Origin of the sequence: Ralstonia nicotianae (assembly GCF_018243235.1) — a bacterium.
Taxonomy (GTDB): Bacteria; Pseudomonadota; Gammaproteobacteria; order Burkholderiales; family Burkholderiaceae; genus Ralstonia; species Ralstonia nicotianae.
The window spans coordinates 51,339-74,939 of sequence record NZ_CP046675.1 but is presented as its reverse complement, the minus strand read 5'-3'; the positions used below and the strand labels follow the sequence as shown (position 1 = coordinate 74,939).

The window sequence follows — 23,601 nt, the reverse complement described above, 5'->3', positions numbered from 1 at the left end:
CCTCGATGCGGCCACGCATGCGCCCGGCACACGGCGGAAGAACGGTTCGGCGGCGGTGCGAGACGGCCGGGCACCCGCCCCGGCCCCTGCCCGCACTGGTAGGCCTCAGCCCAGCGCCGAGACGATCGCCTGGGCCAGCTCGTTCGCCTCGAACTTGGCGACGTAGCCGTTGGCGCCCACGCGACGCACGTGGTCTTCGTTGGCCGAACCCGACAGCGAGGAATGGATCACCACCGGAATCGACTGGAACGCCGGCTCGGACTTGATCTTGCGCGTGAGCGTGAAGCCGTCCATCTCGGGCATTTCCAGGTCGGTCAGCACCAGCGCGATCTTGTCGCGCACGGTCTTGCCCTCGCGCGCGGCGTCGCGGGCGATGTTCTGCAGCGTGTCCCAGGCTTCCTGGCCGCTCTTGGTCATCACAAACGGCGCCCCCATCGCCTCCAGGCCGTTGGCGATCAGCGAACGGGCCAGGCCGGAATCGTCGGCCACCAGCAGCTTGGCGCCCGGCGGCAGCTTGATGGCGCGGCCGTCGCTGTCGGGCGCCAGGTCGGCGCGGCGGGTCGGGAACACATCCACCAGGATCTGCTCGACGTCGATCACCTGCGCCAGGCGCGAATTGTCGGCACTGCCGTCCAGGCGCGCGAGGCTGGTGATGTTGGCGCTGCCCACGCTCGCCTCGGCGGGAAAGATCTGGCTCCATTCCAAGCGCACGATCTCGTCCACCTCTTCCACCGCAAAGCCCTGCGTGCTGCGCGCGTATTCGGTGATCAGCAGGATGTTGGCATTGCCGTTCTTGCAGCCGATCACGCTGGCCAGGTCGATCACCGGGATGATCTGGCCGCGCACATTCACCGCCCCCAGGATGTGGGCGCCGGCATCCGCCACATGCGTCACCGGCGGCATGACCATGATCTCGCGCACCTTGAACACGTTGATGCCGAACAGTTCCCGCTGGCTGCGCTGCGATTCGCCCAGGCGAAACAGCAGCAGCTCGAAGCGATTGTTGTTCGTCAGATTGGTCCGTTCATCAACTTCCTGCTGCGACATCGTCTTCCCCCTGTTGCACGCTATGTGGCGGTAAACGGCATGGAGGCGCGCAACTTGAAGCCGTTTTTAAATGTGCGCACGGCGGCATCCCGGCCAGCGATCCGACGCGCCCGACCGGTCGATCGCGCCAGAAGCATGCCCCGTCCCCGGGTTCCGTCCCGGCTGGCCGAATGTGGGCCATCGGCTTCGATCACCGAATCGGATGATCTGCGCTTGCCGCGGGACTGTGAGACATTGGGTATCCCGACGACGGCATCCGTCTCCATCCGACACCCTGGCCTTGCGACATGGGCGATTGGCATGGCTACCGTGACGGATGCCGGTGCCTGAGGCTTCAGGAGACACACATGAGCCGCAAGAACACGATCTGCCTGTGGTACGACGGCGGCGCTGTCGACGCCGCCACCTTCTACGCCGAGATCCTCCCCGACAGCGCTGTCGGTGCGGTCCTCCGCGCGCCGGGCGACTATCCGGACGGCAAGCAGGGCGATGTCTTGACGGTCGAGTTCACCGTTGCCGGCATTCCCTGCCTCGGGCTGAACGGCGGCCCGCATTTCAAGCACAACGAGGCTTTCTCGTTTCAAATCGCGACGGACGACCAGGCCGAAACCGACCGCCTGTGGAATGCGATCGTCGGCAATGGCGGCCAGGAAAGCGCATGCGGCTGGTGCAAGGACCGCTGGGGCATCTCGTGGCAGATCACCCCGCGCGCCCTCACTGCGGCGATATGCGACCCCGATCGCGCGGCAGCCAAGCGCGCATTCGACGCGATGATGACGATGAAAAAGATCGATATCGCCACGATCGAGGCAGCGCGGCTGGGCCGAGACCGATCCCCGAGCTGATGGAGCGTGCCGCGCACATGCGCTTCTGTTCGGATCAGGGCGGATGGCTGGTCGACCGATTCCGGCCGGCAACGAACGACCTGTGCCTCATCGGTCAGCGACCGCCAGCAACAGTAGCGGACGGCGAGGACGATTGACGATCATGATTCCGCCTGACGCGGCACCGACATCGTTCCGACGCGAAGCCTCGCAAACGACCTTGCCCGCACTCGCCGCCCATCCATGGGAGTCCGTCATGCTGAAATTTCTGCGCATCGCCGCTCAACTTGCGCTCGCGTCGGTTGTCATCCTGGCCGCGGGGTGCGGCAGCCTACCCACACGGCAGACGAGCGGTGTCGAGCGTCTCTACATCCTCAACTGCGGCGAAGGCGTCGCCGGTGACATCTCGCGCTGGTCACCAGGCGTGAATGTCGGCAAACCGATGGCATTTGCCGACAATTGCTACCTGATCAAGCACACGCAAGGCTGGCTCCTGTGGGATACGGGCGTAGACGATGCCATCGCCGCCCTGCCGGATGGGCAGGCCCCGGCGGATCCGAAGGCGATCCACTGGCGTCGGCCGAAAACGCTGGCGAGCCAGTTGGCACAACTCGGCGTCAAGCCCGCTGACATCCACTATGTCGCGATCTCTCACACCCACCCCGACCACATCGGCAACGTCGAGATGTTCCCGCAAGCGATGCTGCTGGTGCAGAAGGCTGAGTACGAATGGCCCGGCGCCAACCATGCGCCGCGCTTCAAGCCCGACCATCCGGTCACCGAGCTCGAAGGCGACAAGGATGTGTTTGGCGACGGCAGCGTCATGCTCATCTCGACACCCGGCCACACGCCCGGCCATCAATCGCTGCTGGTCAAGCTGCCGAAGACGGGGGCGCTCGTGCTGTCGGGCGATGCCGTCCACTTCCAGAGCAACTGGGACAATCGCCGCGTGCCCTCCATCAACTTCGACCAGGACAAGACGCGTGCCTCGATGCAGCGCATCGCCGATCTGCTGGTACGGGAAAAAGCGCAGCTCTGGATCAACCACGACAAAGCGCAGCGCGACACGCTGAAGATGGCGCCGGCGTATTACGAGTGAGCCCTGCCCCTCGTTCGTGGTCGTCCGACACCGGAATCCAGCCCTCGGCGCACTGGCCGGCGATGTAGGCGTGACCCGCGTCACGCCGTGCGTCGATCGAATTGAAGTCCAGGTCGCCCCCCTCGTCTGAAAACTTGCGGGTGTCGATCGCGCAACGCCGGCGCTTCCTGCGGGCTCATGCACCGGTCCCCTTGCGCTGTTTCTTCGCGCCATCCCGCACCCCAAGAACGTCGGCGATCGCGTTCAGGCTGCTGTAGGGCTCGCCGTTGTCTTCGAACCCACCATTCGACGCGGCCACGACACGATGGGGGCTGTCCATGCACTCGCGTGTCAGCATCGTGCCGGCACAACACGGACGAGCGCCCCCTCCTTGTCCGGCCTTCTGCGCCTAATAGCAACGCGATCCAGCAAGAAAAATAAACCACACCAAAGGCGCAAAACAAAAATAACATCAGTCATTAAAAGCAACACATTCAAAAATCACTTACCCCAGAAAGCAAAAACACAAACGACCCCACTTCCGATTTGAAAACAAAATTTCGCATCGAAAAAAAGCACAAAATATCGATAAATCATCAAATAAACAGTCGAAATTATCCAAATGAGCCAACCACAACACCAAAACGACACATGCTCATTTCCCAATAATCCAGCGGCCGTCGCACCTGCGACAGGCCAAGACACGCGCAGGGCAGATCGGATCAGCGTTCCTCCGATCTGCCCATACGCTGGCGGCTTGTGCCGCTCCCGATCCGTTACATCCATCTGTTTCTCAACGGCACCCCCAAGCAGTCAGTGGCACGCACCTCGGCATCACCTTAATTGGAATCCGGATTTAACCGCCGCCCCATTCAAGCAAACCATGAAATTCATAAAATCTTCCGGCCTCAGCATCACCCATCGCATCCCGAATATCGTTGCCGTTCATCCGCGACAACAACCGCTAGCAGCCCGATCCCTCGGGCAGCATCGAGCGCGGCGCACCAGAACCGCCCGAAAGGCCCGATTAAAACGGAGCCGGCCGGACCGACATAAAATCGCCGGGCACTGGATAAAATGATCACCGAAAGCCGCAAGGCCGCTCCCAGCAAGGGCGCGTCCCTCCTGCCTCCCCCCAAAAACCTGGGGTCGACGGACCGGATGGAAACACGGGCATGCCATCAGCGGGCCGCAACGCAAGCCCCGGTCTTCTTCAGCGAATTCGCCACGGAGCAACCTGCACCCTCCATGGTCGAGACCCTGCATCAGAGCAAGCAGGACTACTACGCGGTGCGACATGCCGGCAAACACGGCCGGGACTTGTTCACCGACAAGCCGATTGCGGGTGACGACAGCAGGATCGGCGCACAGAAAACCAGCCCGCAGCTCAGTACCCAGAGCAGCGGAACCCGCGCCATTCGCGGCTTTGCCGCGACGGCAAGCATCGATCAGGCTCGCGGTGAATACATTGCCCGGCTGCATCCGCACGTCACCAACATGCTGGGCGACGAAGGCGGCGTCGTGCACCTGGTGAGACCGTCCCGCGGCCCCTATGTGGCGGACAGCACGTTGAATTCCCGAACGTGAAGTTCGAACTGCGGCCCAAACCCGGCGTACAGCCGCAGGAGATGCCGGAAACGCTGCAGGACCGTTTGACCGCGGCGCTGCAGGGCGACAATGACGAAGCCTTGCGTCAAGTGCTGGGCGAGGCATCCACTTTTGCCCATCCGGACACGACCGTCGTGGATCGTGGCGATAAGAAGCCCGGGGCCACTCGACTGCTGCGGAGCTTGGAGCACCTCTCGGTGCCGCCCGATGTTCCTGTCACGTCTTATGGCGACCAGGCCTCCGACGTCAAACAGTTGCAGACGCTGGCCGAACAAGGGCGTCACGTAGATGGGGGCATCGTCAACCCTCAGCGTGGCGACGTGGGGCAGAAGATCGACGTCGTCGGGATTCCGACACGGGTGCTGCGCAGCATGGAGGCGCTGTAAGAGCCTGGGCCTTTAAGGTGACCCGCGGCCAGGCGGACGTCCCGCCAACCACCGGAATGCCGCTTGGCCCGTAGACCGCATCGCGCATGGCGCGTCCGGAAATTCCGTGCACTCAAGGCCTTGGAACACGTTGTGTTTCCAAGGCTTTTTGCGCTGAATCTTTGGTGGTGGCCTACGGAGGCGAACGCAAAAACACGCTTCCAACGGTCGCGGGTTTTTGCGTACCAATGCACCACTGGTGTGGAAGCAGCCAGCTTTGCTGAACAGAACTCGCGTCTGCCCCCTGAACTGGTGTCCGTCGGTTTGCGCAATAGTCCAAATTTTCCATACCGACGGGGTATGGTCGTGCTCGAAGACATCTACGGATGTCCGTTGTGAGCCTCAGCCGGACAACTGCGCCAAGCACGACCTACGGCTCGGTTCGACCATGCAAGACGATCTCTTGAGTTGATCGGCGAGATGGATCGCGTCAGCGTTGTTTAGGCGCATGTGATTGATGGACGAGAATTCATCACCGTACAGCGACGCATATCTGATCTCGACAACGATGTCGTTACCCGCAAGCAGTTTAAGCATCTGTGGCATGCAGCCAGCCGCGGCGAAATCCGAAACAGAAAAAGTGGAGCCTCCTCACCGACCGACCTTCATGACGCTATCTTGTGGCGGCCACGCCGTCCTAAAACAGTTCATTCCGCTTATGCCCACGTCGGCACTGAACTGCGGCCAGATGCTTGTCCCGAGGCCCGAGTACGTCCGGCCCCCAACCGTTACCAGCATGTCCTTGATGATGGCCGGCTGCCGCCGTTGCGTTCTCGCCAGCCGACACGCTTCGGCCTGCTCCTAGCGCGATACCGTGTCCAACTTACCGGTGGCCTCGTATCGCTGCTTGTGCTGATTCCTGCCCGGATACGGTCCAGGATGGCGCACGATGGACACCAGCGGCCGGCAAACATTGAATTTGGCGACGTCTCCCACACGTGGCCGCGATGGCATTCCCATGTCAGCTTGCTCCGTATGTTTTTATATTGGGTAGGCGTTACCCAACAAAAAAGAGCGGCCAGTGATCCTTTTTAGTGAGTTCGGGATCATCCACGACGTCACCGCGCGGCGGCCGGAACGACTGGACGATCCGTGCTTGGTAACGGAACTCGTCGCCATCTTCGGACGGTATCGTCTTCGGCCAGCGGGCTCTGGCGGCAAGCGCAAACCTGAGCGCGCCCAAAACGCTGGCGGCCTGTTGCGGTCTTCCCACGGGATCAAGATGCCATGTCCTGCAAGCGCTGCCTAATTCCGGCGCAGGGCCAGGCTGTGCTCGCGCGCCTCTGAGATTCAGGGGGAAGTAGAAGCGACGGCTGTGCAAAAGCAACGCTCACACCGCCGGCCCATTGCTGTTGAGCTCCCGCCACCGGTTGGGTGTCACACCCTCCCAGCCTCTGAAAGCTCGATAAAACGAGCTCGTATCCTGATAGCCCAGCAGACACGCCACCTCCTCGATGTCAGCGGACGGATCGGCCAACAATTGCCGCCCGAGCTCTTGTCGCGCTTCAATCAGGATGCCTCGGAAGGATCCACCGTCATCGGTGATGCGACGTTGTAGCGTACGCTCGCTCATTCCGAGTTCGCGTGCCACGTCTGGCAGCTCCGGTCGGCCGCTCGCCAGGCTCCGCTTGAGAACGATCTTGACCTGCTCCCGGATCGAGCTATGCGCATCGAGTTCGCCAAGCGCTGAGGCCAGCGCTGGCGTGAGCATTTCAAGGAGCTCCGGATTGTGGCCTGGGAAAGGACGATCCAAGTCAGCTGACTTCAGGGTCAGCACATTGTGGGAAGCGCCGTAGCGGACCGGGCAACCAAAATAGGCTCGATGGATGTCGACCTTCGGGTCAGGACGTACGAACTGCACGCGACGAGGCGTTAGGCACTGCCCTGTGCCTCTGCGCCCAAGCTCAACCAAAGAGGCGAAGGTCACATCCGTTGCGACAGCAGGCTCCAGTTCTGTCGCGTATAACCACTCGGTCGTCATCGTGAACTCGCCATTCTCCTCGGTAAAGTGCAACTGCTCAGGCGTGCACAACCGCTTGAAGCGGGCGATCCGGTCAAGCCCGTCGCGATAGTTCCGCGCATGAAATGCCGCCAGGTTCGATGGCGGAAGCACCGCCGTATTGGCCGCTTCGACTAACTTGATGCCGATGCCGGGCTCCGGCACCAAATCCTCAAGCGCCCGCCACAGCGCAAAGTACTGCGCCGTGGTGACAAATCCCTGCCGATTCAGGTGCAAGGCTCCGGGGAGACGGGCTTGCCGCAGCAGCGCGGCCGGCGGCAGCCCGATACGCTCGATCGTAAGCCAGAAGGCTTGCGGGACTTTACAGCGGTCTGCCCGGGCTCCGCTCATGGTTGGCACTCTGCTGACATTGGACTGACACAGAAAATCTGACGGATAGGTCTCCGCTCGCTGACTGTGAAGCCATCCTATCGCATCTGGCTCATGATCATGCGATCGAACAAGCGGTCGCCAAGCCAGCTTCGGATCAGGATCATCGGCTTGGCGTACTTGCCGGCGACGTAGCGGGTGCGCGGCTGCTTTGCCGCAACCGCCTTGGACACGATACCTGCGATGACGCTCGGATCGGTGCCGCGCCCTTGCCCATAGGCGTCCTTTGTCGCTTTGGCGACCGCGTGCGTCAGCTTCGCATACGCGCCGTTGCCCGATCGCTTGAGCAGACCATCGGCGACCACGTCGCCGAACCCCGTCTCGATCAACCCAGGCTCGACGACCACGACATTGATACCAAAGGGCGCGAGCTCGAGCCGCAGACAATCCGACCAGCCCTCAAGCGCATGCTTGGTCGCGTGATACCAGCCCCCAAGCAACGTGTAGATCTTGCCGCCCATCGACGTGATGTTCACGATCGTCCCCGCACCGCTCTTCCGCATCGCTGGGAGCAGGAGTTGCGTCAGGCGGGCGGCACCGAAGACGTTGACCTCGAACTGGTATCGAGCCTCGTCAATGCCAACCTCCTCAATCGGGCCATACAACCCGAAACCGGCGTTGTTCACCAGCACGTCCACACGGCCTACTGCCCGAAGCATGGTATCGACTGCCGCCGTGATCTCCTCATCCTTCGAGATGTCCATGCGCACAGGTATTGCCCCAAGATCCGCGATGTCGCTCATCTTGTCCACGCTGCGCGCCGCAACGTAGACCTGAAAACCGTCTGCAAGCAGGCGCTTCGCGATTTCCTTGCCCATACCAGAGGATGCGCCAGTCACGAGCGCCGTCTTCTTTCGTCTGTCAGACATCATGATTTCCGTACCGATTGCGATCTGCCCAAAGTTACGCCCCTGGGGACGCCCACGCACTGGCGAACGACGTCAGTCGAGTTGCATATCGCGCCAATCGTATGCTGATCAGGCGGCTGCCCCCGAGCAACCGGCAGACTGTTGAAGACGGCTATCAAATAGTCAGCGCTCCAGCCTCTGCTGCCACGCGCGGCCGCCAGCGGCCAGCGCCGGGAGCGCGACTGACGGGAAGTGGTCAACGCCCTGCCCCACCTAATGCGAGCGGGCTGCGACTGGCGCATGCTACCGCACGACATTCCGCCCCGGCAGACCGTGTACCGATGGTCACCCCACCTCAGAAAAGAATGGCGCGATCCGCAATGACATCGACGCCATCTGCCACTGCCCGGCTCACCCCAAGCCACTACGATCTGCTCGTCTATCGCAACCGTGAGCGCATCTCATGAGCGTGACTGAATGGAAAAAAGTCTCGTGATTCCGATCGAGCTCAATACAGCATGGTGCTGTGCGAGTTGACCGTTCGGTGCGGGTTGTATCGGAGAAACCTTTCTAACAAGGATCAATGGCATGAAGGCGAGCTTGGTATTAGGACGATCGAGTGTGTCCATGATGCTCTTCGTTATGAGCCTGTTCTTCACAGTAGTCACGCATGCCCAGCAGTTGCCTGCCGACGAGATCATCGGGGCGTGGGAAGCCGAGGATGGAAGCGTGAAGCTCGACATGTACAAGGCAGGGCCGGAATTCGAGGCACGTCTCCTGTATGGCAACCAGGTCGTGGAATCTGACAATGCCACGTTCAAGCTGGACACGAAGAATCCTAATCCCGCGCTGCGTTCCCGCTCGCTGAAAAACGTCGTGTTTCTCTCGGGTCTTCGCTGGGAGGATGGCCAATGGACCGGTGGATCACTCTATGACGGCGCCTCCGGTCGCACGTACACCTGCAAGGTGACAATCAAGGACGGGAAGATGCACTTGCGTGGGTACCTCGGGATATCCGCCCTAGGACAAACCAAGGTATTCCATCGTGTGAGGGGGTGACAACCCTGGCAATTTTATCGCCATCAATCAAATCTGCATTGGAAAATAAAATGAGAATACCTAAATATCATCTCAAGAAATTCTTTTTCGCTACAGCTACGACGGCGATGGCCCTGACCGCAGGCACAGCCAACTCGCAGACAGCGATCCTTCAAAGGTCCGTTCAGCTTACCGTGCAGAATGCCACCTCGGGCTGTGTTCGAATCTATTTCAACAACGCTCAATACGACGTCCAATCTCTTCGTTCTACGTCTTTTCAGGCCGTTTCAAATTTCAATATCATGGCCTCCGTCTTCCGTGGCGCCTGCGGTGGTACAGCGACCAGAAATGTTTGGCACACCACGAATCAAGATCAAGGCTCACAAACCTGGACGGTTAAATAACCAATTTCCGCAAGCCTGAGCAGCAGGCCGCCGCAACGAACTGTTGCGGTGGGCGACGGGTGCAGACCAAACCCGAACTGGATGACGCATTGAGCGACATTCAGAAGATGCTATCGCGCTCGGCATCCAAAGGTTTGAAAGCAGAAAATCGTGGCCGGGGTAGCCCGGCCACACGGTTACTTAGCGTCGCCAACCAAACCCAGTCATCGCATGATGGCCCGTGAGCGTTATTGGTGGCATGGCTCGAAAGAAGATCACCAACGAATTGTGGAAAGCGCTGGAGCCGCTGTTGCCGGCAACGGTGCCGTCGAGCGCGGGCCTCCCGCGCTCGGCCAGTGCCGTCATCATCCTCGCGTCTTGAACGCAGGAGCTGCCACCGGTGTGCTCGCTGCGACCACGGCCGATGCGGCAACAGGTGCGGGTGTGCTGCCTTCCTCAGCCGCCGGCACAGCAATTCGCGGCAACTGCACACGGGTCTTATACAGATTGGACAGGGCGCCATCTTTCTGAGCGGTATCGACCATGCCCGGCACGGAGGCCACCCACATAGGACTCGGGACCATCCGGCGTGCTGTTTCGTTGGCCGCATCGAACTTCTGTGCGATGGTCGAAGCGCAGGTTAGGTAGATCTCTCCCACCTGAATGTCTGCACGCCGGGGGAATACGGCGTAGATGCCGTCTTGCTCGAACTGCGTGCCCCAAGTCTGCCAAAGCGCGCCCGATCCCGTGACCTTGTTGCTAGCTGCACACCCAAACAGCACCTCAATATGCCGTGCAAAAGCCGAATTCGGCCACCCCATTCGGCGCAAGCGTCTTGTTCCCGTCCATACCGGAAGCGGTGAGGGTGTCACCGTTCTGTGACCAATTTGCACCCCAGAGGCTCTGGACTTGGCCCTTGATCTGAAGCGTGGCAGCCCATGTGCTGGGACTGCTGGCGGTATTAGTCACCTGGACGCGCTCGCAGGAACCTGCGTTCCACTCGTTGTCCGCGATGACACGAATAGAAATATTGCTGCTTGGAGCAGGAGTCGGCGAGGAACTAGCCGTCGGCTTTGGAGTAGAACCCCCTATAGCAGGATAAGCATTATTAATTAGCATGACAAACTGATCATGGAACCATTCACCAGCAATTGGAGCGTTAGGCAATGCACCTGTCAACACGCCATCCGCTGTTATAAAATTAGGATCGCACATTTTGTCAAAGCCTTTGCCCTGATTGTTCGGAATAAGTCTGCTAGAACCATCAGATTCACCTGCAGGCTTAATCCATACGAAAGCGTCCAAATGACCGCCTGGAGCCGCAGATGGAGGTAGGCCCATGCCTGCTCCGACCTGATTACACCAGTTACCACGGTGTTTCCGACGATCTACACGCCCAGAGTTTACATAAGCATTGACATCACTTCCGGTACTGGCAGTTGGACGTTGAGCCCCTCCCCATCCGTTACGTCCAGTATCAATTAAGAACCCAATATTAGATGGCCAGCCCGCAGCGACAAAATCTTTATACAAGGCTTCTGCAAAATCAATTTCGCCGAAATAACGATTCCATTCATAGAATTTTGCCGATCTGATGGGCTGCCCACCCACATTCATATCAGGATTAGGTAGATTTGGCTCAACCAGCGGTGTAACGTTTGCCGTATCGGTAGCAAAACCATTTACACTAGCAAAACCTGCTGTGGTTCCTTGAATCAACTGTGTATACAGAAGAATTGCCGCCGCCCGGTTGTCATCCCACCCCAACCAGGCAGAGTGAGCGATATCCATGTAGTTGTACACATTTTTAATACTTGAAAATTTGTTAAGCGCATATTTAATGCCATCCTCATAAATTCCCGTGTATTTCGCTTTAGCGCAACGAGCGTCACTCAAGTTAGTTACAAGGTTTGGCAAGCCGTCCGGCTCAATAACATTAACAATACGGATATCTTTGTATTTTGGATTTGCAAAAATTCCGGCAATCACATCAATGTATTCTTTTTTATAGCGCTGCAGGCCCTCTGGAGTCAAAGGAAGTTCGCCATTAGAAGCTAGCGCGTGACAATCGCGCCCAGGTATATCATAAATAACAAAGCCCACCGTAATTGGCTTATTCGCCTTTTTCTGAGCCAATGCAGCATCCAAATGAGCCATTAGACCAAGACGGCCTGCATTTTTCGCACCACCGCCTATCGCACCAATACTATCAAGCCAGACCGATGTAGGGTATGACTTCACGATTTCCATTTTTGCTTTCAATGAAGCATTGCTTACCTTCGCAATTGAAGAATTAACTTCTTTCGCATAATCCGGGTTCACATAAGCGGTCGCACCAACAAACGGGTTATCGACATGGGCTTCGGCGTGAACAGCTGGAGCTGATAACGCACCTCCAGCTAGCAGTGAGGCAGCCATCACATATTCCAATTTCTTCCAGATTCTTTTTTTAGACTGCAAAATATTCACCCTTCCTTCTCGGTAATGTTGGATAGGCGGCATGCGCGCTGTCAAGGCGTGCCAGCGGCTCCGGCTTAGTTTATGTCCCGTAGCGCGCTGGTTTCGCGTCAGTCGGACGCGAGGGTTACTTCGCCAAAGTCAGCGCCGCCCGGAACCGGGGCTAGATTACGACGCCACGTCAAGGCTTGATACTGATTTTTTCTTTTTCTCAATTTAGAAAAATTTAGGTCCAACACCTAACTTCAAAGATCTCATTCCAATTATTAAGCCACCTGCACTTACACAGCAGCGGAAATAGCGCCGTGGCAAGCGCGTCAGACATATACAGATTCTTTACCAATCTCATCCCCTTTCCATTTCTTATGATATCGATTCACATTATGGAATAGGCATTGGCGACCTACATCGCATTCCACAGAGGGATTTTTAAAGTCTGGATCCCGACGATCGTCTTAAACAAACTGAGCCTACCCAAGCCAGCCCCCCCACAAGAGGGACCAGACGTTCCGAGCGTTCATCAGATTCGTCAAACGGGTTCCTCGGACCGATTTGGGTTGTCCCAACGATCGGGTCCCAGTCGCCAGCCGGAGGCAATGTCGCGTATGGCGTGCGGCTGGTGCGCCCGGGCTCGGCCGACGCCTTGCTCGACAGCATGCGATGGCGGTCGGACCATTCGGAGACAGTCAGCAGCGGATCGGGCGTCAGTCCTTCTCGCCAGTCCCGCTCGAGCTCGGCGGCGCCTTCGTAATCCGCGTCCAGCATCAATCCACGCGCGGGCGCAGCTCGCCCAGCTCCTGCAGGTGTTCACGCACGGCGGACTCCAGCGCAACGTGCATCGTGTGCGGATCGACGCCCAGGGTCGCGGCCATCTGCGCGGAGACCCGCGCCGGCCAGTTCAGCCACGCATCGCGCTCGGCGCGTGCCAGCTTGAAGACGTGGGCAATGGCCTGCGAGCGGTCCACCAGCTCGCCCTTGAGTCGGGCCAGGCGCACCTGTTGGTTTGCGCCTTGACCACCTCGTTGACGGTGCGGGCCGGCAGCAGCGACGTGCCGCCTGTGGGCGACGATGTCGGGCCGTCCTGGGTCTGGCCGCCCTCCTGCTGCACGGCGGCTCTGACGGGCCGGGTGCGCGTGCCGGTGCGCGGCGCGTCGGTATTGCGTGCCCATTCGGCGTCGGCGCGGTCCGTATCAATGGTGCCGCCCGCTTCCGGCGTGATGCGGCCGGCGGCGATGGCCTTGCGCACGGCGGCGTCCGACACGCCCCGATGCCGTGCGTAGGCGCGAATCGAAATTCCCATCTGAATCTAGCTGGTTCTGTTGCAGATAGCGCTTGGCTTCGGTGCTGCACAGCGCGTTCATGCGTCCATCAACACGACACCTCAACCGGAGCAAACAATGATCGGCACCCTGACCCGAGAAGAAGCCGCCTGCGAACTGCGCGAAATCCAGCAACCGATGCTCAACCTGATCGACGACGCGCGAAGCGTGCTGAGCGCGGGCGACATCGGCGGCAAGCGTGGATGGATGGATCAAATCTCCGCCGCGCTCTTTGGCGACTACGGCAGCGGATCGAAGGGCTCCCTGCAGGACATCATCGAGGAAATCGAGAACGGTTAAGACGATGAGGAGGATAACGCCTGACATCAGGCGCCCGGCGGGGCTGCCCGCCGACCCACTGCAACGCGTCGCACACTGGGGCGGGCACGGATTGAGATGTCAGCCGCCCCTGACGAGAATAGGGGAAGCGGCGCGATGCATCTTCCCTGCTGTTACTGTGCGCCGTGCGCCGGACAACTGAATGTCCGGCGCTCTTTTTTTTGGGGGCGCGTGCAATCCCTGCCTCGCACTACATCTTGGGCGCTGATGGAATCCCTGGGAACCTACAGTCAGATACTGCTGACGTGGGGTATGGACGGAGATCCCAAACCGCCTCCGCAAGCTGCGTTGGAAGACACCAACACCCAATCAAAAATACTCCGAATGACGGTTGAAAATTCCAGTCCGACGTATATGCTGCAAAGCACGATTTGAAAATGATTTTCTGGCATGCAACTGATTTCATTCAACTTAATCCGATAGGCGTACACACCCATTCCCCAATGGCCTAGATGCCTGCAGATCGCATCACACTCTTGCTTTAATTGCCCGCCCGTCGCGGGCTTTTTTTTGCGTTGAGAATGTGGCAGAAAAACGATGATGAAAAATCGCCGCGATTCGCCCAAAAAATGACTCGACTCGGACTTTTTAGTCCGAACGGTATCGGCGTCAGTTTTCCTTCCTGGCTTTTTTTGCCTGCCGATTGCGCCCTCGACGCACATAGCGCTTGGCGTCTTCGCTGAACAGCGCGTTCATCACGTCACGTTCAAACCACCTCGAAGGAGCAGCACATGACCACGCTACCACTGACCCCGGCACAGCACGCCATCCTCGCCTACGCCATCCAGCACACCAGCGGCAAGATCGAATGGTTCCCCGACAACATCAAAGGCGGCGCACGCAAAAAGGTGCTCGACGGCCTCAGCAAGCGCACCCTGATCGTCTTCGAGCGTCTGGAATGACACGTGACGGACGAGGGCTACAACGCGTTGGGACTCCCCCGCCGCAAGCAGAAACCCCCGCTGTCCAAGCTGCGGAGACGGCAGCGGAAGCCGAACGGAAACAAGGGGCCAAGGCGCCGCGCACGCGCGAAAACAGCAAGCAGGCCCAGGTGATCGCGATGCTGCGCCACCCCGAAGGGGCAACGGTGAGCGCGTGTACCGGATCGAAACCGAAGACGGCGACCACTCGGCCTGACGGCGCACAGGGCCGACTGCGATTGCGGCGGCCCCGCATAAAGCTGGGGACAGCGCTTGGCTTGTGGCCGGAACAACGCGTTCATGTCGTTGTCGTGATTGACGACGCCAATCTCAAGGAGAACGCCATGAGCAACACCATCAAACGCTCGGCCCGCATTGTGGTCACCGGCGACAACGTCATCCAAACCGAAAAGCTGGCCAAGCGTCTGCCCTTTGCCCGCAAGCCAGCCGATCTGAGCCAGGTGCGCGGCCAGGAATACGTCGAGGTCTACATCACCGAGACCAAGGAACTCACTGCGACTGAGTTCGACAATTTCGCGAGCAGCCTGCTGGTGTCCCGCGACAGGCTGCGCGGCAAGGGCGGCGGCAGGCTCGGCAGCTACTTCTGCATCGAGGTCACCGCGCCCGGCTGCCCCACCCTGTATGTCAATCCGGAGGGTGGCGACTACGCGCGGTACGTGACCCGCGCCGACTGATCACAACTGACGTAGAAGAAGCCAGGAACAGCTTGGCGTCTCCTTCGAACAGCGCGTTCATACAGGTGTCGCAACGACATCAACCAAGGACACCAACATGGACATCCCCACCGCCAACTACAACGCCTTCGTCACCGAGCTCACCGCCATCACATGCAAATACGGCGTCGCGCTCACGTCGATCGGCGGCGTCAGCATCGCCGATGAGCCCGGCGCCTTCCGCGACGTCGCCTACGTCGCCGATATCACCAGCGGGGACCTGTACGCCAAAGACCCCGAATCCTGATCGCCCGGGCATTCGGTGCCGCCCCTGTGCGGGCGGCACACCCTACCCCATCCCGCAAGTGGCCACCTGATCGGAGAGTCAACTGCACGCCCACCCGCGCTGCGGGCGGTGTGTTGCAACCCCGCCAACGCTTGTCCAGAACGGCTTGGCTTGCGCTCCGAACAGCGCGTTACTGGTCCCATCGCAACAATGTTGAAACCAAGCAAGATGACTACCGCAGATCAAATACCGGCCACCCGCAACGAAGGCTGGGGCTTCTACGGCACGATGAAGGGGCGCCGACAAAGCCTGGCCCCTGGTGATGACAACCGTCTCCAAAGCCACAGGCTCGTCGCTAGAGGCGGTGCGCATCTTTCTCGACAGTTCGTTTGGGCGGCATTTTGCGGATGAGGTCCTGAATGCCCTCCACGCCGACCAGATGCTTGCCGCCGCCATCGACGCCACGGCGGCCGCGTGGATGCAGCGCAAGACGAACGGCGGGCTCAGCCAGATCTACGGCATCCCGCGCAACCTGCCCCACCTGACGGCCTTTGTGGCCGCCTGCGAAATCGCCGACGAGTTTTCGGCGTAGAGCCCGCGAAGCCGAGGGACTGCTCAATTGGCGCACCCCCCTCAGTCTGCCGCCTCGCGGATAACCGCTTCCTGTGCGCGGTGTACTCGCCCCATCAGTTGGTGCAACCGCCCTACCCTTCTCGCCCATGTTCGCACCGGCGCGCACAACTTCGCGTCGAGCATAGAGCTTCGCGATGGCGCTTGCTAGCATCGAAAGCCCGGCGCGCTCGCTGCCTGGGCTTGTGTATTCAACCTCTTGGAGCAATAACGACACGATGCTTATACAGACACAGTACCCTGGGTTTTACATTGCAACCGCAAGTGACAATCAACGCGAAGCTGACCGTTATGCGGGCAAAGTAAACGAGGCGTTAGGGAAAATTGCGTCCGGGCGCTCGGGTAATGAACTGCTTCGCGGTATCAGCTCTCTGAGCGCAACCAGACAGCGCAAGCTGACCATTAGCGAAATCGATTCGGACGATGAATCCAGTACAGAGCCGGTTTTGACCCGACCTCAAATCGCTGCGTACAGGCCCGCGAATTTCGACCAAAATCAAAGCATCGCTGCACAACTGGCGAATGGCGCAACTTTTGAGGGAGAAGCCGGTTGCAGTGCGATTGTCAGTTGGAACCCTAAGAAAAGCATTGAGCTCAGTCGAAACGGCTCGCCAAAGCGAATGAGGAAAGATTCCAAAGAATCATTCGTTGTCCTTGCCCACGAAATGATCCATGCCCACCATGTCATGGCAGGAACCTCCAAAGGGGGGAGCGGCGATCGCTACGACGAAACCAGTGAAGCCGGCCAGGAGGAGTTGAGGGCGGTTGGCCTGGGGGCCTACGCTCACGCCAATACGGGCGAACCGACGGAAAACTCCATCCGGGCGGAACATGGCTTGCGGATGCGAAGCAAGTACAAGCCACGCAACGCATAGCCGACATCAAGGCTCGCCTGAAGAGACGAGCCTCCTCGCGTGAGCAAGATCATCCAGCAACGCCCCATCTGCTTCTCGGTAAGCGATTTCTCTCGTCCAATCCTGCCGCCGGCGCACGATCACATCGACATACTTGGGATCGAGTTCGATCAGGCGCGCAGCACGCGCCGCTTTCTCCGCTGCGATCAGCGTCGTACCTGAACCGCCGAACGCGTCGAGCACCACCTCGCCCGGCCGGCTCGGATTGCGGATCGCCCGCTCCACCAGTTCCACCGGCTTCATCGTCGGGGGCAGGTCGTTCCGGGCCGGCTTCTTGATCAGCCAGACGTCTCCCTGGTCACGGTCGCCGCACCAATGGCGCTGCGCTCCCTCGGCCCATCCGTAGAGGATCGGCTCGTATTGCCGCTGGTAGTCCGCACGGCCAAGCGTGAAACGGTCCTTGGCCCAGATGATGAAGGTTGACCAGCGCCCGCCCGCCTCGCGGAATGCCGCCTGCAGCACGTCCAGTTCGCTGGAAGACATCGCCACGTAGATGCCGCTGCGGCAGTTGGCAATCGTCGGCGTCAGCGCCGCCAGCAGGAAGTCGTAGAAGCCACCGCCCAGGTTGTCGTTCAGGACGGCCCGGCTCGTGCCGCGCTGCCGGTCCTTGGCCGTGCTGGCCTAGTTCACGTTGTACGGCGGATCTGTAAACACCATGTCCGCCGGCTCGCCCTGCAACAGCCTGTCGTAGTTCTCCGCGACGGTCGCATCCCCGCACAGCAACCGATGCCTGCCCAACACCCACACGGCGCCCGGACGGGAGATCGCTTCCTCGGGCACTTCCGGCAACACAGACTCCTCCGCCTGGCCGTCGCCCTCCACATCGTCCAGCTCGTCAGCCAACAGCGCATCGATCTCGGCGTCGTTGAATCCGGTCAGGGCCAGGTCGTAGCCGGCGTCAGCCAGTTCCGCGAATTCCAGCGCCAGCAGCTCGTCGTCCCAGCCCGCGTCGAGCGCGATGCGGTTGTCGGCGAGGATCAACGCGCGCTTCTGCGTCGGCGACAGGTGCGCCAGCTCGATCACCGGCACCTCGTCCATGCCGAGCTTGCCCGCGGCGGCCAGACGCCCGTGGCCCGCGATCACGCCGTTCTCGCCGTCGACCAGGACCGGGTTGGTCCAGCCGTACTCCACGATGCTGGCGGCGATCCTGGCCACCTGCTCATCGCTGTGGGTCCTGGGGTTCCTGGCGTAGGGAATCAGCGCCGCGACCTGGCGGTACTCGACGTTGGGCAGGTTCTGTTTCGGGTTCCCAAAAAGAAGCGGCCCGCACGGAAGTGAATCCATTGCGGGCCGCGTGGAAATGAAAACACTCGCCGACGGGCGAGCAATTGAATCTCTCAGGGCGCGGATAAAGCACACGATTGCAGGCAATCCCGTGCATCAGGCGAAGCATGTGACTGAGCTTAAGTTGCCGGAATTGCGCTGGCGGCAACCTCACATAAGGCGCGCCCCAAAACATATCTGGTTGAAACAACTTTCAGGATAAGCACGAGTCGATTCCACCTAGCATTTTGGTGAGCGTTGCGACCGGTTCCGGCGCGTTGCGCAACGCTTGCTGGCAAACTCACGGGGGAGCTAACGCGCTCCGAGCATTGCCGGCCTTCATCTATCGAACAGGTGCGATGCGCCCTGATTTTTGCGCCACTACCACGATGATGCTAAAGGGGGTACAACATGTCTGATGTGGATATCGAAGCACAAGATGCCGGCCAAACTCTGGTTCAGGTCATCAGCATTCCGAGCGGCGAGACGTGGGTTGCAATCCAACTGCCATCTCAATATCGTTACTTCGATTTCGTATTCGAGAATGTCAGCCCAACCAGTTCGGGCTCCGTGTTGGTGGCACAGATGGCTCCGCAGTCCGGCGGGGTCTACGGAAGCAACTACTCCGGCTCGGGCTGGGGGAATGATCTTGGCGGCGGCGGGTTTTACGGATACTCGGAGGCCAAATGGATGTGTCTCTGGCCGGCAAACCGTAGCGGCCCCAGCAGCAAGACCGGCCTCTACGGAACCTGCAAGCTCATGAACCTCAACCAGAGCAGTGCAGTTCCCTCTGTGACCTCCAACCTTTTCGCCCCAACCGCGTACAAGAATGAACCCGGCTATGCCAACGTTGGGGGATGCTGTCAAAAGATCCGTGGGCTGGCATCAAGCATCCAGTTCGCTTTCGCTCTTGCCGGCGGAAATGTCCCTCAAAATACGGACACATTTAACGGTGGCACCATCAAGGTCTACGGCTGGAACTGACTAGCGTTGCCGCGCGAGTCGAGCGACACCACGGCGCACTGACGTTTGCACACAGCCGTCATGACACCGGGGTTGCCCGTTGGAAGGGTGCGAACCACGAACCATGCAAACCTCGGTTCGCACCCTGACGGTAGGCAAGCCTTGCGCTTGTGCCTCCCGTATTGCGCTTTGGCCAGGAAGGCCCCCTTCGCCCCCCTGGGGGCCTCGCGCCCCTGCGCTCATGTCGTCACGATAGGCGTTAATGCACCGCTTTTCGGGGGAGATGCGACACCCCCTTTTTGCGTTGGCTTATCAACCGTTAGCAACCCTTCGCAATATTCCGCAGGCGTTGCCAATATTGCGTAATTTCACACACGGCCAACCTGCTTGCCACCGTTGAGCCGGTCGACCACCGTCTGCATCGCGCGTTGCCAGCGCCGTTGTACCGTCTTGACGCAGCACGCATAGCGCTTGGCGATGTACCGCCATTCGTCGCCTTGCGCGCGCATCCAGACGAGGGGCCAGTGGTCCACGTCCAGCCACTGCATCCACCGCATCGTCGCCAGCATCCAGTCGATGGCCGCGGGACTGGGCGGATAGTAGTGACGCGGCTGGTCGTCCGCTGCCAGGCGTTCCCATTGCTCGCGCACGATGTGTGGCCAGACACGGAAGTAGCCCTGCACGCGGACGGGTGGAAGCGTGCGCCCTGTACGTGCTGCCTCCTCGAAACGCGCGGCCACGGAATCGGGCGTCCAGGCTTCCGAGCTACCGGACTGGATTTGCCCCCGTATCTCCGGACACCGTCTCACACTTGAATTGATGATTCCGTCCTGCGCCTGAACTCGCGTGGCGAACGATATTTCAGTGCGCTATGGGGATGCTGCTCGTTGTAGTGCTCGAATGCGATGGCAAGGTTGCGCGCAGCCGTCGCCGCATCCGGTTTGGGCATGAAGGCCACGTAGTCGCGCTTCATCGTCTTCACGAAGCTCTCTGCCATGCCGTTACTCTGCGGGCTGCAAACCGGCGTCGTCAACGGCTTCAGGCCAATATCCGTGGCGAACTCGCGCGTCTTCCCAGCAATGTAGCCTGAGCCGTTGTCGGTCAGCCATTCAATCTCCGCCGGTGCTTTCGGAACATTGCCGAAGCGCTGCTCGACAGCCGCCAGCATCACGTCGCACACGACGTCGCCGCTGTAGCCACCCGTCGTTGCTACCCAGCTCATCGCCTCGCGGTCACAGCAGTCCAATGCGAACGTCACGCGCAGCGGCTCACCGTTGTCGCAGCGGAACTCGAAGCCATCGGAGCACCAGCGCTGGTTGCTCTTGGCCACAGCGACCTTGCCATCATGCCGGCGCTGCGGACGCGGCGGTATCGGCCTGTGCTCAAGCAACAAGCCGTGCACACGCATGACCCGATAGACACGCTTGGCATTGACCGGCGGCCTCGCATTGACGCTCACGTTCACGCCGCAATCGGCCCCAGACGCGCCGGTAGCCATAGCTCGGCAAGTCGGCAATGACGTGCCGGATTTCGTCCATCAGGCCAGCGTCGTCGGTTTGCCGAGCTGTTCGCCCGTCGCGCCAGTCAGCAGGTCGAGTACGCATGGCCGCCACGTTTGAACGCGCTACGCCGAGGACCTCGCAAACCTGCTTCACTGGTCGTCCCCCCGGCAACGATGGCGAGCGCGCAATCCACTTTTTTGCCCGACCGTATTCCACGGCTTCGCGAAGAATCTCGTTCTCCATCGTCTTTTATATGGACGCCTCCTGTTTGGCAAGATGTCGATGAGTTGTCGAACAAGTAAGAAGGCTGCGGTTTTATATCCGGCCTATACAGGACGAACCCCGCTGGCCCCTATGGAATCCGCTGACTCACGCCTCATTTTTGCCACGGACCATGATGTCCAGAAGACGATGCAGGTTTGGTGAGCCCCGGTCTAACCTGTTTGCCATCACAATCGATACCTTGCGCAACCTGGGAAGTTCGCGTTCAGTGCAACATCAAGGGCATCCGGATGCCATACATGGTGCCGTCATGCAATTGCCGCCGTATAGTCAGCTCGGTATGAGCATCGGTGCGCAAGCAATGCCCAAATCGTCCGCGCCATCTTGTTTGCTAAGGCCACTATCACAATGTTGAGCGGTCGCCGCTGCCTGAGCTTTGCTGCCCATGACTCTGCATCTTTCACGTGCTTCATGACCGAGCGCGCCCCGTGAATGAGCAAGGTGCGCAAGTAGCGGTCGCCTCGTTTGCTGATTCCAAGTAGGCGCACCTTCCCTCCCGTCCCAATCTGCGCTGGCACCAAGCCGAGCCAAGCTGCAAACTCACGACCAGATTTGAAGGCCTTCGCATTGCCCATTGCGGCAACTGCCGCAGTCGCAGTCAAGAAGCCGACGCCTGGAATATCCGCAATTGCCTTGCACGCATCGCTTTCCTGTAGCCATGCCCTCAAGCGCCGCTCGATACGGGCAATCTCCTCGTCCATGTTGCTCAGACGTTGCCATTGCTCTCTGAGGGAATCTATCAGGACTGCCGGCAATCGCGACTCCAGCCGTGCGAGCACGTCGGGCATCGCTCGGCTCATCGCGGCCCGCCCCAATGCCATGACTTCGCCGTACTCGCTCAGCAGTCCACGCAAGCAATTCGATTGAGAGCGCCGGAATATCACTAGCTGCTGGCGCATGCGATGCAGCGCTAGAACGGCCTGCTGCGCTTCGGTCTTGATTGCCACTGTCTTGATGCCAGGTTGACTCGTTGCAGCCCAGATGGCGCGCGCGTCAGCAACGTCGTTCTTGTTGCCTGTCACAAACGCCTTGACCAGCTTGCCCGGCATCAGTTTGACCTGATGTCCAAGTTCGCTTAACCGCCGTGCCCAGTGTTGTGAGCTGCCACACGCTTCCATGCCAATCAGACAGGGTTCACGATTTGCGAAATGTTCCAAGAAGGCACCTCGCTTGAGTTGCCGGTCAACCACTTCCCCCGTCTCGCGGTCAATCCAGTGCAACTGAAAGACCTGCTTCGCAATGTCAACGCCAATGATGGTCGGTTCCATTTCCGCTCTCCCTGGAAAGGTGGTGACGCACCATTATTGGTGCGGCGGAGGCGTCCATACCATTTTTGCCGAGCATGCGCCGCAGCTCACGGACTAGCTTGAGCGCCTCGGCCAACTCCGAAGCCGGCACCACTTCCTCGCCCGCACTCACCGCCGACAGGCTTCCGTCCTGGTACAGCTTGCGCCAGTGGAACACCTGATTCGGATTCACGCCGTGCTGGCGCGCCACCATCGAGACCGTCTTGCCCGGCTCGAAGCTCTCCCTGACCAGCGCAAGCTTCTCTTCCACCGACCACCGCCGGCGGCGCTCCGGGCCCGTCAACACTTCCATCACTTCTTGCTTGCCGCTAGTCATGAACACAGTTGTATGCCTACCCGTTTGTTTAAGTGGGTGACGGTGTCCGGCGATTCAGGGGGCCGCTCCATACTCAGACCGTTACTCAGATTCGTCAAAGTCGTTATACAAATCGAATCTGTGGGGTCCAGACGCAAGAAACCCCGGTCTGAGATCAGTGCCGGGCTGGTGGGTGGGTTGGGGAGGTAAGCGGGAGGGATGGCTCGCTAGGATGATGGCCGAGTTTGGCCAGAAGGCGACATTCACCGGACATTCCCGCCTCAATCGGAGCGGAGTTATCCCGCTCTGGTTGGGCTGGGAATTCCCCATTTTTTTGCGGAATGTTCCGCCGCTATAATCGGCTACCCTCGTGCCCCGTCTCTCCATGTCCTCCGCCCGCCGCCTTTTCGTATGGCTTGCGCTGCTCGGTATAGCGCTGCATGCGCCATTGCCGGCGATGCCGCATGGGCAGGAGGTGGAATGGCTGGCCAGCCAGACCATTTGCAGTGCGGGTGGCATGCACAGCGAGGGGATGACCACGTGGTCATCCGGCAATCAAGACGACTCCGGCGCCGGCCATGGCGACATGCTGTGCTGCCTGTTTTGCGCGGACCTCGGCTGCAACCACGCGGTACCCCCAGCCGCTTGGGCTTTTGTTGCGCAACGCGGCTTGGTGTTTGCCGCGCCGGCGCTCCCTCCGGCGGGCACTTACCGCCACCCTCCCAGGTTCCTGGCGCCTGCAAGGGCACCGCCGTTGGCGTGATCGCATCGTCTATCTGATCAATGGGCGTGCTGCGCGCGCTCCTACGC

The 23,601-nt window shown here is 60.0% G+C and carries 21 protein-coding genes and 6 pseudogenes; 15 read left to right on the top strand and 12 right to left on the bottom strand.

Features of this window, described 5'->3' with window-relative positions; translation table 11 throughout:
* Positions 1 to 105: 105 nt before the first annotated feature.
* Entirely contained in the window at positions 106 to 1,047 is a 942-nt protein-coding gene (locus GO999_RS17025; RefSeq protein WP_016723912.1) for a chemotaxis protein, read from the bottom strand.
* 347 nt (positions 1,048 to 1,394) lie between these two features.
* On the opposite strand from GO999_RS17025, the gene GO999_RS17020 reads away from it, so the two are divergent.
* Together GO999_RS17020 and GO999_RS17015 are read left to right on the top strand one after the other, a co-directional pair.
* A complete protein-coding gene (locus GO999_RS17020) occupies positions 1,395 to 1,892 on the top strand; it encodes a VOC family protein (RefSeq protein ID WP_011003895.1) in 498 nt (165 codons plus the stop codon).
* Between the two features lie 235 nt (positions 1,893 to 2,127).
* Positions 2,128 to 2,970: an N-acyl homoserine lactonase family protein gene (locus GO999_RS17015; RefSeq protein WP_211907004.1), complete on the top strand. Its 843-nt coding sequence runs from the start codon at positions 2,128 to 2,130 to the stop codon at positions 2,968 to 2,970.
* Positions 2,971 to 3,145: 175 nt separating this feature from the next.
* Here GO999_RS17015 and GO999_RS17010 read toward each other — a convergent pair whose 3' ends face one another.
* A complete protein-coding gene (locus GO999_RS17010; RefSeq protein ID WP_231675850.1) occupies positions 3,146 to 3,289 on the bottom strand; it encodes a hypothetical protein in 144 nt (47 codons plus the stop codon).
* Positions 3,290 to 4,026: 737 nt separating this feature from the next.
* Between GO999_RS17010 and GO999_RS17005 the strand changes: the two genes are divergently transcribed.
* Together GO999_RS17005 and GO999_RS17000 are read left to right on the top strand one after the other, a co-directional pair.
* Positions 4,027 to 4,536, top strand: coding sequence for a hypothetical protein (locus tag GO999_RS17005; protein ID WP_038938627.1), 510 nt, complete (start codon positions 4,027 to 4,029; stop codon positions 4,534 to 4,536).
* Positions 4,533 to 4,943, top strand: coding sequence for a hypothetical protein (locus GO999_RS17000; RefSeq protein WP_016723908.1), 411 nt, complete (start codon positions 4,533 to 4,535; stop codon positions 4,941 to 4,943). Before GO999_RS17005 ends, GO999_RS17000 begins: the two co-directional genes overlap by 4 nt.
* A 1,369-nt stretch (positions 4,944 to 6,312) precedes the next feature.
* Here the strand turns inward: GO999_RS17000 and GO999_RS16995 are convergent.
* Positions 6,313 to 7,332, bottom strand: a complete 1,020-nt coding sequence (locus GO999_RS16995; protein ID WP_016723906.1) for an AraC family transcriptional regulator — start codon at positions 7,330 to 7,332, stop codon at positions 6,313 to 6,315.
* 77 nt (positions 7,333 to 7,409) lie between these two features.
* Positions 7,410 to 8,240, bottom strand: a complete 831-nt coding sequence (locus GO999_RS16990; protein WP_011003887.1) for an oxidoreductase — start codon at positions 8,238 to 8,240, stop codon at positions 7,410 to 7,412.
* Between the two features lie 165 nt (positions 8,241 to 8,405).
* Between GO999_RS16990 and GO999_RS24810 the strand changes: the two are divergent.
* The 3 genes and pseudogenes from GO999_RS24810 to GO999_RS16975 all read left to right on the top strand — a co-directional run.
* Positions 8,406 to 8,582 (top strand): annotated as a pseudogene (locus tag GO999_RS24810) (transposase); the annotation flags it as partial.
* 225 nt (positions 8,583 to 8,807) lie between these two features.
* A complete protein-coding gene (locus GO999_RS16980) occupies positions 8,808 to 9,278 on the top strand; it encodes a DUF2147 domain-containing protein (protein ID WP_011003885.1) in 471 nt (156 codons plus the stop codon).
* Positions 9,275 to 9,661, top strand: coding sequence for a hypothetical protein (locus GO999_RS16975; protein WP_311134549.1), 387 nt, complete (start codon positions 9,275 to 9,277; stop codon positions 9,659 to 9,661). The genes GO999_RS16980 and GO999_RS16975 overlap by 4 nt, the downstream gene beginning before the upstream one ends.
* A 344-nt stretch (positions 9,662 to 10,005) precedes the next feature.
* On the opposite strand, the gene GO999_RS16970 is transcribed toward GO999_RS16975, so the two are convergent.
* The 3 genes and pseudogenes from GO999_RS16970 to GO999_RS16960 all read right to left on the bottom strand — a co-directional run bounded on the left by GO999_RS16970 (position 10,006) and on the right by GO999_RS16960 (position 13,397).
* Entirely contained in the window at positions 10,006 to 10,461 is a 456-nt protein-coding gene (locus GO999_RS16970) for a hypothetical protein (RefSeq protein WP_211907003.1), read from the bottom strand.
* Positions 10,424 to 12,142 (bottom strand): temperature dependent virulence factor cellobiohydrolase ChbA, encoded by a 1,719-nt coding sequence (gene chbA, locus GO999_RS16965; RefSeq protein WP_197348212.1) that lies wholly within the window; start codon positions 12,140 to 12,142, stop codon positions 10,424 to 10,426. Before chbA ends, GO999_RS16970 begins: the two co-directional genes overlap by 38 nt.
* Positions 12,143 to 12,861: 719 nt before the next feature.
* A pseudogene (locus GO999_RS16960) lies at positions 12,862 to 13,397 on the bottom strand (elements of external origin).
* Between the two features lie 97 nt (positions 13,398 to 13,494).
* Here GO999_RS16960 and GO999_RS16955 point away from each other — a divergent pair.
* From GO999_RS16955 to xopG, 6 genes and pseudogenes are all read left to right on the top strand, one after another.
* On the top strand, positions 13,495 to 13,716 hold the full coding sequence (locus GO999_RS16955; RefSeq protein WP_058908424.1) for a hypothetical protein: 222 nt from the start codon (positions 13,495 to 13,497) through the stop codon (positions 13,714 to 13,716).
* Between the two features lie 770 nt (positions 13,717 to 14,486).
* Positions 14,487 to 14,845 (top strand): annotated as a pseudogene (locus GO999_RS16950) (DUF3489 domain-containing protein); the annotation flags it as partial.
* Between the two features lie 174 nt (positions 14,846 to 15,019).
* Positions 15,020 to 15,370, top strand: a complete 351-nt coding sequence (locus GO999_RS16945; protein WP_211907175.1) for a hypothetical protein — start codon at positions 15,020 to 15,022, stop codon at positions 15,368 to 15,370.
* A 97-nt stretch (positions 15,371 to 15,467) separates the two neighbouring features.
* Positions 15,468 to 15,656 carry a hypothetical protein gene (locus tag GO999_RS16940; RefSeq protein WP_071093604.1) on the top strand — a complete coding sequence of 63 codons (189 nt, stop codon included), beginning with the start codon at positions 15,468 to 15,470 and terminating at the stop codon, positions 15,654 to 15,656.
* A gap of 301 nt (positions 15,657 to 15,957) precedes the next feature.
* Positions 15,958 to 16,227 (top strand): hypothetical protein, encoded by a 270-nt coding sequence (locus GO999_RS16935; protein WP_197362323.1) that lies wholly within the window; start codon positions 15,958 to 15,960, stop codon positions 16,225 to 16,227.
* A gap of 175 nt (positions 16,228 to 16,402) precedes the next feature.
* Entirely contained in the window at positions 16,403 to 17,140 is a 738-nt protein-coding gene (xopG, locus tag GO999_RS16930) for a XopG/HopH/AvrPtoH family type III secretion system effector (RefSeq protein WP_249215102.1), read from the top strand.
* 6 nt (positions 17,141 to 17,146) lie between these two features.
* Here the strand turns inward: xopG and GO999_RS24800 are convergent.
* Positions 17,147 to 18,412: pseudogene (locus GO999_RS24800) on the bottom strand (site-specific DNA-methyltransferase).
* A 441-nt stretch (positions 18,413 to 18,853) separates the two neighbouring features.
* On the opposite strand from GO999_RS24800, the gene GO999_RS16915 reads away from it, so the two are divergent.
* Entirely contained in the window at positions 18,854 to 19,426 is a 573-nt protein-coding gene (locus GO999_RS16915) for a hypothetical protein (RefSeq protein ID WP_011003870.1), read from the top strand.
* A gap of 347 nt (positions 19,427 to 19,773) precedes the next feature.
* On the opposite strand, the gene GO999_RS16910 is transcribed toward GO999_RS16915, so the two are convergent.
* The 4 genes and pseudogenes from GO999_RS16910 to GO999_RS16895 all read right to left on the bottom strand — a co-directional run.
* Positions 19,774 to 20,214 carry a DUF6362 family protein gene (locus GO999_RS16910; RefSeq protein ID WP_197362319.1) on the bottom strand — a complete coding sequence of 147 codons (441 nt, stop codon included), beginning with the start codon at positions 20,212 to 20,214 and terminating at the stop codon, positions 19,774 to 19,776.
* Positions 20,211 to 21,156, bottom strand: a pseudogene (locus tag GO999_RS16905) (IS3 family transposase); the annotation flags it as partial. The gene GO999_RS16910 and the pseudogene GO999_RS16905, both read right to left, overlap by 4 nt.
* A gap of 281 nt (positions 21,157 to 21,437) precedes the next feature.
* Positions 21,438 to 22,457: an IS110 family RNA-guided transposase gene (locus tag GO999_RS16900; RefSeq protein WP_019719041.1), complete on the bottom strand. Its 1,020-nt coding sequence runs from the start codon at positions 22,455 to 22,457 to the stop codon at positions 21,438 to 21,440.
* A gap of 52 nt (positions 22,458 to 22,509) precedes the next feature.
* Positions 22,510 to 22,788, bottom strand: a pseudogene (locus GO999_RS16895) (transposase); the annotation flags it as partial.
* Positions 22,789 to 23,176: 388 nt separating this feature from the next.
* Here GO999_RS16895 and GO999_RS16890 point away from each other — a divergent pair.
* The gene (locus GO999_RS16890) at positions 23,177 to 23,554 is read left to right on the top strand and encodes a DUF2946 domain-containing protein (protein ID WP_071093544.1); all 378 of its coding nucleotides are present in this window, start codon (positions 23,177 to 23,179) and stop codon (positions 23,552 to 23,554) included.
* Positions 23,555 to 23,601: the final 47 nt, after the last annotated feature.

Coding starts and splice junctions, on each gene's coding strand:
- GO999_RS16915 (WP_011003870.1), top strand. CDS start 18,854: ATGTCTGATGTGGATATCGAAGCACAAGATGCCGGCCAAACTCTGGTT.
- GO999_RS16980 (WP_011003885.1), top strand. CDS start 8,808: ATGAAGGCGAGCTTGGTATTAGGACGATCGAGTGTGTCCATGATGCTC.
- GO999_RS16900 (WP_019719041.1), bottom strand. CDS start 22,457: ATGGAACCGACCATCATTGGCGTTGACATTGCGAAGCAGGTCTTTCAG.
- GO999_RS16890 (WP_071093544.1), top strand. CDS start 23,177: ATGTCCTCCGCCCGCCGCCTTTTCGTATGGCTTGCGCTGCTCGGTATA.
- GO999_RS16945 (WP_211907175.1), top strand. CDS start 15,020: ATGAGCAACACCATCAAACGCTCGGCCCGCATTGTGGTCACCGGCGAC.
- xopG (WP_249215102.1), top strand. CDS start 16,403: ATGGCGCTTGCTAGCATCGAAAGCCCGGCGCGCTCGCTGCCTGGGCTT.
- GO999_RS16995 (WP_016723906.1), bottom strand. CDS start 7,332: ATGAGCGGAGCCCGGGCAGACCGCTGTAAAGTCCCGCAAGCCTTCTGG.
- GO999_RS16940 (WP_071093604.1), top strand. CDS start 15,468: ATGGACATCCCCACCGCCAACTACAACGCCTTCGTCACCGAGCTCACC.
- GO999_RS16990 (WP_011003887.1), bottom strand. CDS start 8,240: ATGTCTGACAGACGAAAGAAGACGGCGCTCGTGACTGGCGCATCCTCT.
- GO999_RS16955 (WP_058908424.1), top strand. CDS start 13,495: ATGATCGGCACCCTGACCCGAGAAGAAGCCGCCTGCGAACTGCGCGAA.
- chbA (WP_197348212.1), bottom strand. CDS start 12,142: ATGCCGCCTATCCAACATTACCGAGAAGGAAGGGTGAATATTTTGCAG.
- GO999_RS17015 (WP_211907004.1), top strand. CDS start 2,128: ATGCTGAAATTTCTGCGCATCGCCGCTCAACTTGCGCTCGCGTCGGTT.
- GO999_RS16935 (WP_197362323.1), top strand. CDS start 15,958: ATGACAACCGTCTCCAAAGCCACAGGCTCGTCGCTAGAGGCGGTGCGC.
- GO999_RS17025 (WP_016723912.1), bottom strand. CDS start 1,047: ATGTCGCAGCAGGAAGTTGATGAACGGACCAATCTGACGAACAACAAT.
- GO999_RS16970 (WP_211907003.1), bottom strand. CDS start 10,461: ATGGGGTGGCCGAATTCGGCTTTTGCACGGCATATTGAGGTGCTGTTT.
- GO999_RS17020 (WP_011003895.1), top strand. CDS start 1,395: ATGAGCCGCAAGAACACGATCTGCCTGTGGTACGACGGCGGCGCTGTC.
- GO999_RS17005 (WP_038938627.1), top strand. CDS start 4,027: ATGATCACCGAAAGCCGCAAGGCCGCTCCCAGCAAGGGCGCGTCCCTC.
- GO999_RS17010 (WP_231675850.1), bottom strand. CDS start 3,289: ATGGACAGCCCCCATCGTGTCGTGGCCGCGTCGAATGGTGGGTTCGAA.